This window comes from Thermomonas sp. LB-4, from assembly GCF_036409385.1.
In the GTDB taxonomy this organism is placed as follows: Bacteria; Pseudomonadota; Gammaproteobacteria; order Xanthomonadales; family Xanthomonadaceae; genus Thermomonas.
Genome location: NZ_JAXOFT010000010.1, coordinates 24,999 through 41,541 on the forward strand (window position 1 = coordinate 24,999; position 16,543 = coordinate 41,541).

The 16,543-nt window shown below is 70.9% G+C and carries 15 protein-coding genes, 1 tRNA gene and 1 other RNA gene; 7 read left to right on the forward strand and 10 right to left on the reverse strand.

The genetic code is table 11. From position 1 onward, the window contains the following. Positions 1-32: 32 nt before the first annotated feature. The 3 genes from SPK54_RS08595 to SPK54_RS08605 all read right to left on the reverse strand — a co-directional run bounded on the left by SPK54_RS08595 (position 33) and on the right by SPK54_RS08605 (position 1,964). Entirely contained in the window at positions 33-1,022 is a 990-nt protein-coding gene (locus SPK54_RS08595; RefSeq protein WP_330947503.1) for a beta-ketoacyl-ACP synthase III, read from the reverse strand. A gap of 177 nt (positions 1,023-1,199) precedes the next feature. After that, entirely contained in the window at positions 1,200-1,394 is a 195-nt protein-coding gene (gene rpmF, locus SPK54_RS08600) for a 50S ribosomal protein L32 (protein ID WP_330947504.1), read from the reverse strand. A gap of 51 nt (positions 1,395-1,445) precedes the next feature. Continuing rightward, entirely contained in the window at positions 1,446-1,964 is a 519-nt protein-coding gene (locus tag SPK54_RS08605; protein ID WP_330947505.1) for a YceD family protein, read from the reverse strand. Positions 1,965-2,078: 114 nt separating this feature from the next. On the opposite strand from SPK54_RS08605, the gene SPK54_RS08610 reads away from it, so the two are divergent. Both SPK54_RS08610 and SPK54_RS08615 read left to right on the forward strand, forming a co-directional pair. Continuing rightward, positions 2,079-2,444, forward strand: coding sequence for a hypothetical protein (locus tag SPK54_RS08610; protein WP_330947506.1), 366 nt, complete (start codon positions 2,079-2,081; stop codon positions 2,442-2,444). A 3-nt stretch (positions 2,445-2,447) separates the two neighbouring features. After that, the gene (locus SPK54_RS08615) at positions 2,448-3,026 is read left to right on the forward strand and encodes a Maf family nucleotide pyrophosphatase (protein WP_330947507.1); all 579 of its coding nucleotides are present in this window, start codon (positions 2,448-2,450) and stop codon (positions 3,024-3,026) included. Here the strand turns inward: SPK54_RS08615 and SPK54_RS08620 are convergent. Further along, complete coding sequence (locus SPK54_RS08620; RefSeq protein WP_330947508.1) at positions 3,013-4,077, reverse strand: glycosyltransferase; 1,065 nt, start codon at positions 4,075-4,077, stop codon at positions 3,013-3,015. The genes SPK54_RS08615 and SPK54_RS08620 overlap by 14 nt on opposite strands. Before the next feature lie 53 nt (positions 4,078-4,130). Beyond that, positions 4,131-5,966 (reverse strand): glycosyltransferase family 39 protein, encoded by a 1,836-nt coding sequence (locus tag SPK54_RS08625; RefSeq protein WP_330947509.1) that lies wholly within the window; start codon positions 5,964-5,966, stop codon positions 4,131-4,133. Between the two features lie 55 nt (positions 5,967-6,021). Here SPK54_RS08625 and SPK54_RS08630 point away from each other — a divergent pair, with 55 nt between their 5' ends. The 3 genes from SPK54_RS08630 to SPK54_RS08640 are packed head-to-tail and all read left to right on the forward strand — an operon-like array spanning position 6,022 to position 9,876. Next, the gene (locus SPK54_RS08630; RefSeq protein WP_330947510.1) at positions 6,022-6,972 is read left to right on the forward strand and encodes an AAA family ATPase; all 951 of its coding nucleotides are present in this window, start codon (positions 6,022-6,024) and stop codon (positions 6,970-6,972) included. Between the two features lie 5 nt (positions 6,973-6,977). Beyond that, positions 6,978-7,931 (forward strand): DUF58 domain-containing protein, encoded by a 954-nt coding sequence (locus SPK54_RS08635; protein ID WP_330947551.1) that lies wholly within the window; start codon positions 6,978-6,980, stop codon positions 7,929-7,931. Continuing rightward, the gene (locus tag SPK54_RS08640; protein WP_330947511.1) at positions 7,924-9,876 is read left to right on the forward strand and encodes a DUF3488 and transglutaminase-like domain-containing protein; all 1,953 of its coding nucleotides are present in this window, start codon (positions 7,924-7,926) and stop codon (positions 9,874-9,876) included. Before SPK54_RS08635 ends, SPK54_RS08640 begins: the two co-directional genes overlap by 8 nt. 27 nt (positions 9,877-9,903) lie before the next feature. On the opposite strand, the gene SPK54_RS08645 is transcribed toward SPK54_RS08640, so the two are convergent. The 5 genes from SPK54_RS08645 to dnaX all read right to left on the reverse strand — a co-directional run bounded on the left by SPK54_RS08645 (position 9,904) and on the right by dnaX (position 16,180). Continuing rightward, positions 9,904-12,804 carry an EAL domain-containing protein gene (locus tag SPK54_RS08645; protein WP_330947512.1) on the reverse strand — a complete coding sequence of 967 codons (2,901 nt, stop codon included), beginning with the start codon at positions 12,802-12,804 and terminating at the stop codon, positions 9,904-9,906. A 72-nt stretch (positions 12,805-12,876) separates the two neighbouring features. Then, positions 12,877-13,230, reverse strand: a complete 354-nt coding sequence (locus SPK54_RS08650; RefSeq protein ID WP_330947513.1) for a histidine triad nucleotide-binding protein — start codon at positions 13,228-13,230, stop codon at positions 12,877-12,879. A gap of 102 nt (positions 13,231-13,332) precedes the next feature. Next, positions 13,333-13,929, reverse strand: a complete 597-nt coding sequence (recR, locus tag SPK54_RS08655; RefSeq protein ID WP_330947514.1) for a recombination mediator RecR — start codon at positions 13,927-13,929, stop codon at positions 13,333-13,335. 130 nt (positions 13,930-14,059) lie between these two features. Beyond that, a complete protein-coding gene (locus tag SPK54_RS08660; RefSeq protein ID WP_330947515.1) occupies positions 14,060-14,380 on the reverse strand; it encodes a YbaB/EbfC family nucleoid-associated protein in 321 nt (106 codons plus the stop codon). Between the two features lie 30 nt (positions 14,381-14,410). Beyond that, positions 14,411-16,180 carry a DNA polymerase III subunit gamma/tau gene (dnaX, locus tag SPK54_RS08665; protein ID WP_330947516.1) on the reverse strand — a complete coding sequence of 590 codons (1,770 nt, stop codon included), beginning with the start codon at positions 16,178-16,180 and terminating at the stop codon, positions 14,411-14,413. Between the two features lie 92 nt (positions 16,181-16,272). Between dnaX and SPK54_RS08670 the strand changes: the two genes are divergently transcribed. After that, positions 16,273-16,365, forward strand: a tRNA-Ser gene (locus SPK54_RS08670). A gap of 43 nt (positions 16,366-16,408) precedes the next feature. Continuing rightward, an RNA gene (ffs, locus tag SPK54_RS08675) (signal recognition particle sRNA small type) lies at positions 16,409-16,499 on the forward strand. Positions 16,500-16,543 lie beyond the last annotated feature (44 nt).

Here is a 16,543-nt window from a genome sequence, read left to right on the forward strand (position 1 = left end):
CTGTACCGGGGCGTATGTCCGCGTTCCCGGGCTCAGTAGCGCAGCAGCGCCGAGCCCCAGGTGAAGCCGCCGCCGAAGGCTTCCAGCAGCACCAGCTGGCCGCGCTGCACGCGGCCGGAGCGCACCGCTTCGTCCAGCGCCAGCGGCACCGAGCCGGAGGAGGTATTGCCGTGCTTGTCCACGGTCACGATGACGCGATCCATCGGCATGGTCAGGCGCTTGGCGGTGGCTTCGATGATGCGCAGGTTGGCCTGGTGCGGCACCAGCCAGTCCAGCGCGGTGCGGTCCAGCCCGTTCGACTCCAGGGCTTCCTCGACCACCGAATCCAGCGCCTTCACCGCGTGCTTGAACACCTCGTTGCCGGCCATCATGACCCGCACGCCGGCGTTCTGTTCTTCCGGCTTGAAGCCGGCGGAGACGCCGACCGGGTTCCACAGCAGTTCCGCCTTGCTGCCGTCGGCATGCATGTGGGTGCTGAGGATGCCGGTCTCGTCATCGGCCCTGAGCACCACCGCGCCGGCGCCGTCGCCGAACAGCACGCAGGTGCCGCGGTCGTTCCAGTCGAGCATCCGGGTCAGGGTTTCCGCACCGATCACCAGCGCGGTTTTCGCCGCCCCCGAACGGATGAACTTGTCGGCGATGGTCAGGCCGTAGATGAAGCCGGAACAGGCCGCGTTGACGTCGAACGCCGGGCAGCCGGCCGCGCCCAGCTTGTGCTGGATCAGGCAGGCGGTGGACGGGAAGATCAGGTCCGGGGTGGTGGTGCCGACCACGATCAGGTCGATGTCCGCGGCGGTCACGCCGGCGGCCTCCAGCGCGCGCAGCGCGGCCTGGTAGCCGAGGTCGCTGGTGGTCTCGCCTTCCGCCGCCACGTGGCGCTCGCGGATGCCGGTGCGCGCGGCGATCCACTCGTCGCTGGTGTCCACCATCTTCGCCAGGTCGTCGTTGGTCAGCACCTTCTCGGGCAGGTAGCTGCCGGTGCCGGCGATGCGGGCGTAGATGCGGCTTTCGGTCTGGCTCATGCGGACGGCAACTCCCGTGGTCAAGCGGACAAGATTAGCCGATGCCGGGCACGGGCGCGGCCGAAGCCACCGCCGGAACCGCCGCCACCGGGATTGCAGGCGCAGAAACGCCAACGGCCGCGCCATGGGGCGCGGCCGGGCGTGGTGCGTCGTGGCGCCGGCCTTGCGGCCGACGGATCACTCTTCGTCGACGACCTTGGTCTTCGGCACGATGACCTGCTTGCCACGGTAGTAGCCGTCGGCGGTCACGTGGTGGCGCAGGTGGGTCTCGCCGCTGGTCGGGTCGGTGGCCAGCTGCTTGGCGGACAGGGCGTCGTGGGCGCGGCGCATGCCGCGGCGGGACGGGGAAACGCGGGACTTCTGGACGGCCATGGGACAACTCCAAGAAAAACGTATGTGACGCGCGATGCGGCGATTATCGCACTATTCCTTCTTCCACCCGGACAACGCCGCGAACGGGTTGGCCTGGGCGGCCTCCTCCACGGTGGGCGCGAAGTCGCGCTCGACCGTCTCGGCATCGGGCGACACCGGCACCACCGGCAACGCCAGAATCAATTCGTCCTCGACCAGCTCGGCCGGCCGCAGCATGCCGTCGGCGGGCACCAGCAGGGGCTCGTACTCCGGCGGCAGGGCCGCTTCGTCGGCCTCGTCGCGGATCAGCCCCAGCCGCTGCACCAGCTGCACCGGCTGCAGGAACCGCTGCAGGCTGCGCTGGCATTCCAGCGGCAGCGCCGCGTCGATCCGCAGCTCGACGTAGGGCACCTTCAGGCTGTCGGTGTCGAAGGCCAGCGCGTAGCGCACCTCGCCTTCGGCATCGACCAGGCTGCCGCGCAGCCGCATCATCGCCGCCAGCGGAATCCTGCCCTCGAACTCGCGCCGCGCCGCCACCATGCGCCAGGCATCCAAGACTTCTGGTACCCGGCTTGTCGGCTGTTCGGACATAAGCCGCAAAATGCTACGCGCAGGCCCGGGCCCTGTCAAATCCGGCGGCCCGCCCGGCACCCTTTGGAACGACGCAGGTTTGCGGCCCGGAGCGGGCTCGCGCAGACTGGGCCGATGCAAGCCGTCCTGCCATTGCTTCTCTTCGCGCTCGCCGGCGCCGCGACCTGGCTGGCGCTGCGCGTGCGCCGCGCCAGCCGCCGCCGACAGCAGGCGATCTCGCAGCTGCTCGACGCCGCGGATGCGCTGGAGTCGCGCCTGCGGGCGGCGCGCGCGGAGATCGAGGCGGTCGCCGGCAGCGACGAAAACCCGGTGCGCGCGGCCATGCAGGACCTGCTGCGGCAACGGCTTTGGCTGCAGGACAATGCCCAGCAGGCCAGCCTGAAACAGCTGCACGGCGTGCGCGACGCACTGGACGCCGCCCGCGCCAGCATCGATCGGCAACTGCAGCGGGTGGATCGCGCCCGGGCCGGAGCGGCCTGACCGATGCCCCGCCTGACCCTCGCCTCGACCTCGCGCTACCGCCGCGAACTGCTGGAACGACTGCGCCTGCCGTTCGACGTCGCGCGCCCGGAGGTGGATGAAACCGCCCTGCCCGGCGAATCGCCGCTGGCGCTGGCCACGCGCCTTGCCGAAGCCAAGGCGCAGGCGGTGGCGCAGGCGCTGGGCGATGGCGGCTGGGCGCTGGGCTCGGACCAGGTCGCCGATCTCGACGGCCGGCCTCTGGGCAAGCCGGGCGGCCGCGAGGCCGCCATCGCCCAGCTGCGGTCCATGTCCGGCGGCTTGGTGCGTTTCCACACCGCGCTGTGCCTGGCCCGGGCCGACGGCCGCGCGTTTGCCGCCATCGACTGCACCGAAGTGCGTTTCCGTACATTGACCGGCGCCGAAATCGAACGCTACGTGGATGCCGAGCAGCCGTTCGACTGCGCCGGCAGCTTCAAGTCGGAAGGCCTGGGCATCGCCCTGTTCGAGTCCATCGACAACCGCGACCCGACCGCGCTGATCGGGCTGCCGCTGATCGCCACCTGCACGCTGCTGCGGCAGGCGGGCTTCATGCTGCCTTGAGCGACCCGAACCGTTTACCCATCCCGACACATTTACGGTAGGTTTCAAGCAGGGTCTCGGTGGCGACCTCGCGACTGAACTGCGCGGCATACGTCCTGCGCCCGTTCTCCACCAGCATTTGCCGCAGCTCGCGATCGTCGATCACGCGCCGGAGTTGGCGGGCCAACCCGGCAGCATCATCGATCTCGCACAGCAGCCCATCGACGCCATCGGATACGTACTGCGCTGCGCCTGCTGCACGTGTAGCCACCAACGGCACCCCCGCATACCAACTCTCCGCCATCACCGTGCCGAACGGCTCGTAGCGGGATGGAAGCACGCAGATGTCAGCTGCATTCAAGAGCGCGGCGCGATCAGTTCGCCAGCCCAGGAAGCGCACCCGCTGGGCAAGCTGGAGGCGATCCGCAAGTCGACGGTACGCCGCCAACTCCGGGCCATCCCCGGCCAGCCAGAAATACGCATCCGGCAATGCAAGCGCGGCCCGCAGCAACGTATCTACGCCCTTCTTTCGGTGCATGCGCGAGAGCAACAATACCACCGGCACTCCCTCCGGGGTCCGCAATGCCGACCGCGAAACTGCCGCCTGCGGTTGCAGCGTGCCGAAGGTGTGGACCACGAAACATCTGTCCTCGCAGCCGGATTCCTCGATGAGACGCCGCCGGATATCCCGGGTAACGCCTACGAAGGCATCGCAGTGCCGGAACCGCTTGAGATCGTAGTAGCCGCCGAACCAACCCAATACCGGTACCTGCACGTCGGCGGGCATGAACGAGGATGCCCGCCCCATCCATGCATGCACGATATCGGGGGAATGCTCGCCGATGGCACGCCGGATCACGGCGCTGCCCGCCCCCGAAAGCCGTTCCCACAGGTTGAAGTCCAATACCTTGTGTCGGATCCCCAACCGCTCCAGCACCTCAAGGTAGTGGGGATGGGCACGGCATACCACCGACTGATTCACGCCTAGCGCATGCAGCGCCTGGATCGCGTCAAGGCAATAGGTTTCCGCCCCTCCCCTGCTGCCTCCGGCCACGACATGCAACACCTTCATTGCCGCCCCATCTTGAATTCATCCCCTTCGCTTGCGCAGATACCACAAAACCATTACCCGCACTCCCCCACGCAAAACCGCTGCTCAGGCCAATCCTCGACACCACCATCCATTCCGTGCAGGCGCAGCCCAAGCCAATGTGTGCCGGGCGGCACGTCACGCAGATATGCGCGGAAATACAGCTTCGGCTGATTCGGGTCGCGGCTGCCCCAGTATTCTGCGACATGCGGCGCAGCCAGCCCATAATTGGCGCGCGCCACCGGCTGCCCGCCAAGCAGCACGTCCACGCGACGCAGGCCCGCGCCATCTTTGAAGGCCCAACCTGCCACCTCGAAGTCCGCTGATGCTGTTGCGCCTGCTGCCGGTGCATCCAGATAAGCCAGCGCCGGAGTGACGCACGCCGCCTCATGACGCTGCATCAGAAGCGCGAACAGCAGGAAACGCTGGCGGCCGTGGTCGACATTCACTACCTGCGGCGGTGGCAGCGAACCCAGCTGCTCGCACAGGCGCCGGTAGTACTGCAATCGATCGCGCAGCTTCACATCGGTATCGCCCACCACCAGCAGCATCGGCGCAGCGCGGGCGCCGTCGTGCTGCAGGCCCCACAGCGCCAGCTGCGGCGCGCGGCCGTGGTGGTGGTTGAGCGGATGGTCGAGAACCGCGATGGAGGCGTCGCCGCGCAGGAAACCGAGTTCGGCGCCGACCTTGAAGTTCCCGGCCAACAGGCGTGTGTTCGCCGGCATGACGGCAAGCTTCGCGCGCACGGCGTCGTCCAGTTCGCTCCACCCCGCGAAGTTGGCCGGGTATGCGGCATGCCCGGCGGCCTTCTGTCGCCACGCCGGCGTCGAGGCCACGATGAAAAAGCCCAGCGCCAACACCAGCCCCAGCGCTGCGGTGACCGGCACGGCGATGCGCCAGCCGCGCGACCATCCCGCCAGTAGCCCCGGCAACAGCGGCAGCAGCGCCACGAAGCCGGGCAGCGGCCAGTGGAAGCTGACCCGTTCGCGGTCGGTGAAGAAACCCAGCAGGAGGAAGCCGGTCACGATCAGCGTTCCGCACAGCGCCAGGTAACGCGCCGCCGGGCGTGCATCACGCAGGCCACGCCATGCGGCGGCGACCATCGCCGCCAGCAGCAGCGGCGTGACCGGCAGCAGCTGCAGCGCCCCGAGCAGGAAACCATCGCCGCCGAAGTGCCAGGGGTGCCGATCCACCAGCTGGAAGCGCAGCCCGGCATCGGCATTGCGCAGGTTCCACAGCAGCAGCGGAAGCCAGGCCAGCGCGCCGACGGCCACTGCCACCCATGGGCCGGGATGCCGCAGCGCGCGACGCCCGTCGCGCAGCATAAGCAACCCGGCAAAACCGACTGCGATCACCGCGACGAAGCGGTAATGCGTCAAGCCGCCCAGCGCCAGGCCAAGCGCCAGTTCGCCCACTGCCGGCGCGTCAACCCGGCGCAGCAGGCGCAGCCCGGCATCCAGGCAGAGCAGCGTCGCCAGCAGCAGCGGCACGTCGGGCAGCGCCAGCAGGCCCAGGCTGCCGGCCAGCGGCAGCAGCAGCGCCAGCGTCCCGGCCTGCCAGCCGGCGCGTTCGCCAAACTCGCGCCCGGCCATCCGCGCCACCAGCCACGGGAGCGCCGCACCGATCAGCAGGAACGGCAGCCGCAGCCCCAGCGCATGCTGGCCGAACACCTCCACGCCCAGCCGCGCCAGCCACGCGGTCAGCGCCGGCAGGTCGGAATAGGCCCAGGCCGGATGCTGGCCTTCCTGCCAGTAAAAGGCCTCGTCTACAAACAGCGGCACCCGCACCGCTAGCGCCAACTTGAGCGCACACAGCAGCAGCCAGGCGACGATGAATCCGCGCCGCGCCACCGCGTTTCCCGCATCCCGCATGTCCGGGCGTCCTCGCTACACTCGTTGCCACTTCCGAGAACCGATGCCCAACGACATGTCCGCGATCCCGGTACCGGCGCAGATGCTAACCGATGACCTGCAGCAGGCCCTGCGCGACGCGCAGGCGCAGGTGAACACACTGGTGCTGGGCAAGCCGGTGCAGGTGCGGCTGGCGTTCGTCGCCCTGCTGGCCGGCGGCCACCTGCTGATCGAGGACCTGCCCGGGCTCGGCAAGACCACCCTGGCGCACGCGCTGGCGGCCACGCTGGGGCTGGACTTCAGCCGCGTGCAGTTCACTTCCGACCTGCTGCCGTCCGACATCCTGGGCGTCTCGGTGTACGAGGCGCAGGCGCGGCGCTTCGAGTTCCACCCCGGCCCGGTGTTCACCCACGTGCTGCTGGCCGACGAGATCAACCGCGCGCCGCCGCGCACCCAGAGCGCGCTGCTGGAGGCGATGGCCGAACACCAGGTCAGCATCGATGGCCAGACCCGCGCCTTGCCAGATCCGTTCCTGGTCATCGCGACGCAGAACCCGGTCGATCTGTCCGGCACCTATCCGCTGCCGGACTCGCAGCTGGACCGCTTCCTGCTGCGGCTGGCGCTGGGCTATCCCGATGCCGCGGCAGAGCGCGCACTGCTGTCCGGCAGCGACCGCCGCGACCTGATCGCGAACATCGCGCCGCTGCTGGACGCACCGCGCATCCTCGCCCTGCGCCAGGCGGTGCCGCGGGTGCACGCCAGCGACGCGCTGCTGGACTACGTGCAGGCGCTGATCGCGCGCAGCCGCCAGCAGCCCGGCGTGCGGGTGGGGCTGTCGCCGCGCGCCGGGCTGGCGCTGCTGCGCGCCGCGCGGGCGCATGCGCTGCTGCTGGGCCGCGGCCACGTGGTGCCCGAGGACGTGCAGGCGCTGTTCCCGGCGGTGGCCGAACACCGGCTGGTGGCGGATGCCGACACCCCGGCCGCCAGCCTGGCCAAGGCGATCCTGCACGCGGTCGCGGTGGACTGAAGGTGATCGCCGCGCTGCGCAGACGGCTGCGCGCGTGGACGCGCCCGCGCGCGCCGGAGGCGCTGCCGGCGCAGCTCACGCGCCACCGCATCTACGTGCTGCCCACCGCCAGCGGGCTGTTCTTCGGCCTGCTGCTGGGCGCGATGCTGCTGGGCGCGCTCAACTTCAACAACAACCCGGCGCTGCTGCTGGCGCTGCTGCTGGCCGGTGCCGCCCAGGCCAGCCTGATCGCCGCGCACATGCAGCTGTCCGGCCTGCGGGTGGAGGCGGTGGCGGCCGAACCGGTCGCGGCCGGCGAAGACCTGCACCTGCGCATCGCGCTGGGCGCGGCCGATGCGCGCCAGCGCCGCGGCCTGCGCGTTGCGCTGGGCGGACACGCCGCGCACGTCGCACTGGACGCCGGCGGCGCCTCCGCCGAACTGCGCCTGCCGACCGCGCGTCGCGGCCTGCTGCCGCTGCCGCGGCTGGAGCTGTCCAGCGTGCAGCCGCTGGGGCTGGCGCGGGCCTGGGGCTATGCCTGGCCGGCGCAGTCGCTGCTGGTCTACCCGGCGCCCGAAACCCAGGCGCCGCCGCTGCCGGTGCCGGCCGGCGGGCACGACCATCCGCAGGTGACCCGGGCGGGCGACGATCCGCACCATCTGCGCAGCTACCGGCCAGGCGATGCGCCGCGCTCGGTGGCGTGGAAGGCGTCCGCGCGCCACGACAGCCTGCTGGTCCGCGACTACGAGCAGCAGCGCGGCGGCGAGCTGCTGCTGGACTGGCAGCAGACCGCCGGCCTGCCTTACGAGCAGCGCATCCGCCGGCTGGCGCGCTGGGTCGACGACGCCGAGCGCGAGGGCCGCCGCTACGGCCTGCAGCTGCCGGCGCAGCCGCTCATCGCCAGCGACCGCGGCGCTCCGCACCGGCACCGCTGCCTGCGCGCGCTGGCGCTGCTGCCGCAGGAGGAGGCCGATGGCTGAGCGCCCGTCGCCGCCGATGACCCGGCCCTCGCGCATGCTGGTGCTGGCTGCTGCCGCCGCCTGCCTGCTGCCGCTGCTGCTGCAGCTGCCGGCCTGGCTGGGCCCGGCGTTCGGCATCGGCGCGCTGGCGGTGACCGCGGCAGCGTGGCGACGGCCGATGCCGGCGCTGTTGCGCCTGCTGCTCAGCGCCTGCGCCCTGCTCGCGGTGGCGGTGGTGGCGCCGGGGATCGGCCGCGACACCGCCTGCGCGGTGCTGGCGGCGATGCTGGCGCTGAAGCCGGCGGAAACCTGGTCGCTGCGCGACGGGCGCAGCCTGGTGGGCTTCGGCCTGTTCGCGCCGTTCGCCACCTTCCTGCTCGACCAGGGGCCGGCCAGCCTGGCCCTGGCGCTGGCCGCGGTCCTGCTGGCGCTGCTGGCACTGCAGCGGCTGGCCGCCGACGAGGGCGAAGTGGTGCAGCCGGCCGGGCGCAGCGCAGCGACCTTCGGCGTGCTGCGCCTGTTCGCGCTCGGCCTGCCGCTGGCGCTGGCCGCGTTCTGGCTGTTCCCGCGCCTGCCGACGCCGCTGTGGGGACTGCCGCACCGCACCGTCGCCACGCCGGGGCTGTCCGACACGATGACCCCCGGCGCCATGGCCGACCTGCTGCTGGACGACAGCCCGGCCGCGCGCGTGCAGTTCTTCGGCGCCGTGCCCGCGCCCGAGCAGATGTACTGGCGCGGGCCGGTACTGTGGGATTTCGACGGCCGCAGCTGGCGGCAGGCGCGCGACCTGCAGCGGCTGCCCGCCGCGGCGATGCGGCCTGCCGGCGCCGGCTGGGATTACCGCATCGACCTCGAACCCACCGAAGACCGCCAGCTGGTCGCGCTGGACCTGCCCACCCGGCTGCCGGACGGCGCCTACGCCAGCCGCGACTACACGCCGTGGGCGGCAACCCCGCAGTACAACGTCTCGCGCTGGCGCATGCGCTCGGCGCCGTCGGCCGCATTCGAAACCGACCTGCCGCCGTCCCTGCGCGCCCGCGCGCTGGCGCTGCCGCGGGGCTACAACCCCCGCACCGTCGCGCTGGGCCGGCAGTGGCGGCGCGAGGCCGGCGGCGATGCGCAGGGACGCGGCGAAGCCGCCATTGTCGGGCGCGCGCTGGCGATGATCCGCCGCGACTTCGCCTACACCCTCAACGTGCCGCTGGCCGGCCGCAACGAGATCGACGATTTCCTGTTCGACCGCCGCGAAGGCTATTGCGAGCACTTCAGCTCCGCCTTCGTGGTGCTGATGCGCGCCGCCGGAATCCCGGCGCGCGTGGTCACCGGTTACGCCGGCGCCTACCGCAATCCGCTCGGCGACTACTGGCTGGTGCGCAAGTCGGACGCGCACGCATGGGCGGAGGTCTGGCTGCCGGCGCGCGGCTGGGTGCGCGTGGACCCCACCGCCGCGGTCGCGCCCGAGCGCGTCTACGACACCATCGCCGACCGCCGGCCTGGCCGCATCGGCGGGCTCGATGCGCTGGTGCCGGTGTTCAATGCCGGCGACTGGCTGCGCCGCGGCTGGAACGACTTCGTGCTGGGCTTCGATGCGCAGCGCCAGCAGACCCTGCTCAAGCCGTTGGGGCTGGAGCGGCTCGGCGCCGGCGCGCTGGTCGCGCTGTTCGCTGCCATCGCCGCGCTGGCGCTAGCGTGGATGGCCTGGCTGATCGCCCGCGGCGAGCGCCAGCGCGACCCGCTGCTGCGCGCCTGGCATGCGCTGGAGGCGCGCTACCGCAGGCTCGGTCGCGGCCGTGCGCCGCACGAACCGGCGCTGGCCTGGGCGACGCGGGTGGCGGCGGACAGCCCCCGCGCCGGCCAGCACCTGGCCACGCTGGCCGCGCGCTTCAACCAGGCGCGCTACGCGCCGGGCGGCAACCGCGCGGCGCTGCAGGCGCTGCTGCGCGATCTGCGCGCCCACCGCCCCTGAGCACGGCCCGCGGGGAGCATCCCCGCGTCATTCCGCCAGCAGGGGGCCGGGCAACGCCTCGGCGGGCATCGGCTTGCCGAACAGATAGCCCTGGAACTTGTGGCAGCCGTGCGCGCGCAGGAACTCGAACTGCGCCTCGGTTTCCACGCCCTCGGCCACCACCAGCAGCTCCAGCGGCGCGGACAGGGCCAGGATCATGCGGATGATCGCCACGTCGTCGCTCGCATCCGGCAGCCCCCGCACGAACGACTGGTCGATCTTGAACTGGTCCAGCGGCAGCCGCTTGAGGAAGTTGAGCGAGGAATAGCCGGTGCCGAAATCGTCGAGCGAGAAGCGCACGCCCAGCTCCCGCAGCGCCTGCATCTTGGCGATGCTGTCGTCCAGGTCTTCCTGCAGCAGGCTTTCGGTGATCTCCAGCCGCAGCCGCCGCGGCGACGCCCCGCTGCGCGCCAGCGCGGCTTCGACATCGGCCACGAACTCCGGCATGCGCAGCTGGCGGGCGCTGATGTTGACCGCCACGGTCCAGTCCGCGCGGAGCGGATCCCGCGCCCACGCCGCGAGCCGGGCGCAGGCCGTCTCCAGCACCCATTGCCCGATCGGCACGATCAGCGGCGACTGCTCCGCCACCGGCATGAACAGACCCGGCGAAAGCAGGCCGCGCACGGGGTGCTGCCAGCGCAGCAATCCCTCCACCCCGACGATGCGGCGGGAGGCATCGATGATCGGCTGGTAGAACAGCCGCAGCTGCCCCTCCTCCAGCGCCACGCGCAGGTCGCGCAGCAGCGCGGTGCGGTGGTTGACCTCCTCCTGCAGCGCCGGGTCGAAGAAGCGCAGCACGTTGCGTCCTTCATCCTTCGCCTTGTACAGCGCCAGGTCCGCGCGCTTGAGCAGTTCCTCGGCGTCCAGCGGTAGGTCGCCGCGCAGCATGACGATGCCGAGGCTGGGCGTGCAGACCACCGGATGGCCGTCCAGCACATAGACCGGCGCCAGCATCGAGCGGATCTTCTCGCCGAGGTCGGCGGCATGGCTGGTCGCTTCGTCCAAGGTCGAGCCCAGATCCTCCAGCAGCAGCACGAATTCGTCGCCGCCGAGCCTGGCCACGGTATCGCTGCCGCGCACCGCCGCGCGCAGGCGGTCCGCCACCAGCCGCAGCAGCGCGTCGCCCTGTGCGTGCCCCAGGGTGTCGTTGACCTCCTTGAAGTGGTCGAGGTCGATCAGCACCAGCGCGCCGTGCTGCCGCTCGCGCCCGCAGTGCGCGATCACCTGCGCCAGCCGGTCGTTCATCAGCCGCCGGTTCGGCAGCCCGGTCAGCACGTCGTAGAAGGCGAGCCGCTGGGCCTCGTGCTCGGCCAGCTTGCGGCGGGTGATGTCGGCGCGGATGGCGATGAAGCGCACCGGGCGCCCGTCGGCGCCGAGCAGCGGCATGATCGTGGTCTGCACCCAATACAGGCTGCCGTCCTTGGCGCGGTTGCAGAGTTCGCCGTTCCAGACCTCGCCGCGCGCGATGGTGGCCCACATCTCGGTGAAGAACGCCCTCGGGTGGAAGCCGGAATTGACCACCGCATGGGTCTTGCCCACCAGCTCTTCCCGCGCGTACTGCGAAATCTCGCAGAACTTGTTGTTGACCTGGACGATGATCCCGCGCCGGTCGGTGACCGCCACGATCGCGTGGGCGTCCAGCGCGGCCTTCAGTTCGCGCGTCTCGCGCATGGACTCCTGCAGCGCCTGTTGGGCGCGCTCGCGCGCACTGGTGTCCTGGATGATCACCAGGACGTGCTGGATCTGGCCATCGCCGGCGTGTTCCGGCGTCGCCATCAGGTGCCGGTGCAACCGCCCCAGGGCCGGCGACACGAACGTGTAATCCACCTCGGCCAGCTCACCCCGCAGCGCGGACTGCAGCACCGGCAGCACCGCCTCCGCGACCTCCGGCGGCAGGATGTCGCCGATGTGGCGGCCGTGCATCTCCTCGAGCGGCCTGCCCAGGCTGGTTTCGAGCTGCAGGCTCGCCAGCCGCAGATGAAGCCGCGGATCCAGCCGCATCACGATGATCGGGAGGTTGTCGATCAGCGTCCGGTATTGCTGCTCCTTCAGCAGCAGCTGCCGCTGCGCGGCGTGCAGCCGCTGGTGCGGCCGGCGCATGGCGGACAGGAAGATCGCGCGGAACACGAAGACGTAGGCGACCACCTTGTAGACATGGCCCAGCGCGACCAGCCACTCGCCCGGGCTGGTGTAGCCGGTGAAGGCCAGTTCGGCGAGGCCCATGACATAGCTCGCCCGCGCCAGTTCGGCCAACTCCACGTCGTCGCTGTCCGCGGCCTTGCGCCACAGCCGCCAGGCCAGCAGCAGGTAGCCGGCGCAGAGCAGGTAGTCCGACGCCGCCTTGAGGTCGGTGACGCCCACCCCCGGCACGAACAGCGGCGGGAACAGCGCCAGATGGCGGCCGCCCAGCCACGCCACCAGGACGCTGCCGGCCACGCCCAGCAGCAGCCAGCGCCAGCGGCCGCCCGGCAACCGGACCCGGCCCAGCGCCAGCGCGAAGCCCAGCAGCTCGACCACGCGACCGCACATCCAGAAGAAGGCCGCCTTGGGCATGCCGTTCGGCGAGTCGAGGAACGGCGGCATGCCGTCGTAGGACAGCGTGTGCGCCAGGTCGATCCCGGCCACCAGGGTGAAGGCGACGATCAGGCTGTTGGCAAGCGGGCTGCGCTCTTCCTCCAGCGAGAAGAAGGCGGTGACGACCACCATCAGCGACACCACGACCGCCACCACTTCCAGCAGCAGGTGGCTTGCCAGCAGCCCGCTGGACCCCACTTCGAACAACTCGCGGCCGGGCAGCAGGCGCGCGCCCAGCATCAGCAGCAACAGCATTCCTGCGAGCGGCAACTCGCCGGGCCACGGGCGGCGCATCCACATGACCGGCTTCTCCATGCCCTGCCTTCCGCTCCTGGACGCCGCTATTGCGTGGTCGATCTCGCCATTACGGCGCGACCGCGGAAAACCTTAGCCGCCAGGCGTGCCGAAGTGCCCCAGCGGCGCACCGGCCAGCAGGTGCAGGTGGATCTGGAACACCGTCTGGCCGCCGTCGCCGTTGCAGTTCATCACGATGCGATAACCGTCCTCGGCAAAGCCCTGCTGCTTCGCGTAGCGCGCGGCGGCGGTGGCCAGCCGGCCGATCACCGCGGCCTCGCTGCCCGGGACTTCGTTGAGGGTGGCGAAATCCACCTTCGGCACGAACAGCACGTGCACCGGCGCCTGCGGAGCGATGTCGCGGAACGCGATCATGTGCTCGTCCTCGAAGACGATGTCGGCGGGGATCTCGCGGCGGATGATCTTGTGGAAGATGGTGTCGGGCATGTCAGGCTCCTCGCGGATTTCCAATTGTCAGGACCGCACCGCTGGGACGCGATGCGCTTTGCGTGATCCGGCAAGAACGTTCGCGCCCCGGTGGCGCGCTCCTTACGGAATCTCCATCCGGCTGCCGAACGCGTGCGACAGCGTGCCGCGGTCCACGTATTCCAGCTCGCCGCCCAGCGGCACGCCGTGCGCCAGCCGGCTGGGCTGCACGCCGCGCGCCCGCGCCAGCTGCGCCAGGTAGTGCGCGGTGGCCTCGCCTTCCACGGTGGGATTGGTGGCGACGATCAGCTCGCGCACGCCGCCCTCCTCCAGCCGCTGCGCCAGCAGGTCCAGGCCCAGCTCGCGCGGGCCGATGCCGTCCAGCGGGCTCAGCCGCCCCTGCAGCACGAAATACAGCCCGCGGAAGCCGGTGGCCTGCTCGATGGCCAGCCGGTCCGCCGGCGTTTCCACCACGCACAGCAGCTGCGCGTCGCGGGCGCCGCTGGCGCAGGTGGGGCAGACCTCGGTCTCGCTGAAATCGCGGCAGCGGCTGCAGTGGCGGATCCGCTCCATCGCCTCGGCCAGCGCATCGGCCAGCCGCCGGCCGCCGTCGCGCTGGCGCTCCAGCAGGTGGTAGGCCATCCGCTGCGCGGATTTCTGGCCCACGCCCGGGAGCACCCGCAGCGCATCGATGAGTTGTTCGAGCAACGAGGCGGTCATGGGCGCGGGGCCGGGTTGCGCAGGCGGCCATGCGCTTGTGGCGCGCGCGGGGCCAGGCACAAGCGGGGGGAGCCCTGGTCGTTGGCCGGCATCGCGAATGCGGCGGCAGGCTGCCCGGTCATCCTCGGACTCAGAACGGCAGCTTGAAGCCCGGCGGCAGCTGCATGCCGGCGGTGGCGCCGGCCATCTTTTGCTGCGACGCGGCGTTGATCTTGTTGACCGCGTCATTGAACGCGGCGGCGATCAGGTCCTCGGCCATCTCCGGGTCGGCCAGCGCGGCCGGGTCGATGCGCACCCTGCGGCAGTCCATGCGTCCGCCCAGGGTCACGCTGACCATGCCGCCGCCGGCGCTGCCGGTGGCTTCCAGCGCTGCCACCTCTTCCTGCGCGCGCTGCATGTTTTCCTGCATCTTCTGCGCCTGCTGCATCAGCTGGGCGATGTTTCCACGCATGTCGTTCTTCCGTTGTTGCGTTGTTGGAGTTCAGTTCGCGTCGAGCGGGCGCACCGAGTCCGGCACGATCTGCGCGCCGAACTGCTGGACCAGCCGCTGGATGCCGGGATCGGCGGCGAAGCCGCTTTCCGCGCCGGCCTGGCGCGCGTCGCGCTCGCGCGCGTTGCGTGCGTTGGCAGTTTCGCCGCGCGCCTGGCCAGTCTCGAAACGGATCTTCACCTCGCCGCCGAGCTGCCTGCCGATGGCGTCACACAATTGCAGCACCAGGCTGGCCGACTGCAGGACTTCCTGCTCCGGGGCCAGCGACAGCCGCAGGACACCATCGCTGTGCGCCACGAAGGCGGCGTTTTCAGCCAGCACTTTGGCGGCGCCACGCAAGCCACAGCGCGCTACCAGTTCCAGCCAATGCTCCGAATCGGTCACCAGCAGGGAGCTGCCCATGGATGCCGGAACCGGTGCAACCGCGGCAGGCTCCGACAGCGGCGCAGGCATCGGGGCAATGGTTTGCGCCTGCACAGGCGCGGGCGGCAGAGGCGCAGGCTCCGGCACGGGTTGTGCCGGCGACTCGATCGCCGGTGCTTGCGGCTGCCGTGCGTTCATCGGCAGGGTGTCAGCCAGCGCGGCACGCGCACGCGCTGCGGCGTCGGTGCGCGCCTGCCTGGACGATTCCGGCGCGGCCGCCTGCAGCGGCGACGACCGCGGCGCCGACAACTGCGCGGCGGCATCGGGACGGAACGCCAGCATCCGCAGCAAGGTCATCTCGAAACCGCTGCGCGGGCTCGGCGCATGGCCGAGGTCGCGGCGGCCGTTGAGCGCCATCTGGTACCACAGCTGCACCAGCTCCGGGCGAAGCTGCGCGGCCAAGCCTTCGACATCGATGGCGTCGCTGCCCACGTCCACCGCAGGCACCAGCTGCTTCACCTGGATGCGGTGCAAGGCCTGCGCGAAGGCATCGAGGATGCTTGCCCAGTCCGGCGAGAACTCCGCCAGCTGCGCCGCCTCCTCCATCAGGCGCGCGCCGTCGGCGTCGGCCAGCGCGGCCAGCAGCGCCTGCACGCGGCTACGGTCCACCGTGCCCAGCATCGCCGCCACTGCGTCGCCATCGAGCCGCCCGCCGGTGTAGGCGATGGCCTGGTCGAGCAGCGACAGGCCGTCGCGCAGGCTGCCATCGGCGGCCCGGGCCAGCTGCGCCACCGCGTCCTCATCGGCCTCGATGTCTTCCGCCGCCAGGATCTTGACGATCTGGCCGCGGATCTGCGCTTCGTCCAGCCGCTTGAGGTTGAACTGCAGGCAACGGCTCAGCACCGTGACCAGCAGCTTCTCCGGGTCGGTGGTGGCGAACAGGAACTTGACGTGTCCCGGCGGCTCTTCCAGCGTCTTCAGCAGCGCGTTGAACGCCGGCTTCGACAGCATGTGCACTTCGTCGATCAGGTAGACCTTGTACTTGCCGCGGCTGGGCATGTACTGCGCGTTCTCGATCAGCTCGCGGACGTTGTCCACGCCGGTGTTGGAGGCGGCGTCGATCTCCAGCAGGTCGATGTAGCGGCCGGCATCGATCGCCTTGCAGGTCTCGCACTCGCCGCAGGGGTCGCTGGAGGTGCCGCGCTCGCAGTTCAGGCTCTTGGCGAAGATCCGCGCGATGGTGGTCTTGCCGACGCCGCGGGTGCCGGTGAACAGGAAGGCATGGTGGACGCGGCCGGTCTCCAGCGCGTTGGTCAGCGCGCGCACCACGTGTTCCTGGCCGACCAGTTCGGCGAACCGCTTGGGGCGCCACTTGCGGGCGAGCACGAGATAGGACATGCCGCCATTGTGGCATGGGCCACCCGCAGCCCGGCGCCCGTCCGTGCGTTCTGTTGTGGAACCGCCGGGCCACCGCTAGAATGCGCGATCCCGGAGAGGTGTCCGAGTGGTTGAAGGAGCACGCCTGGAAAGTGTGTAAGCGTCTAAACCGCGCTTCGGGGGTTCGAATCCCCCTCTCTCCGCCAGGTTCCCGGGCCGCGCGCTGCGCGGCCCACGTCTATGGTGGCCCCGTCGGCCCCTCGCGACGCTAGGTCGAAAACCCCGCCAGGGCCGGAAGGCAGCAACGGTATCGACTGACGCGGGCGCCGAGGCCAGCCGGCGGGGCCGCCACCTTTTCCGGCCCGGTACGACCGCCGGGGCCCT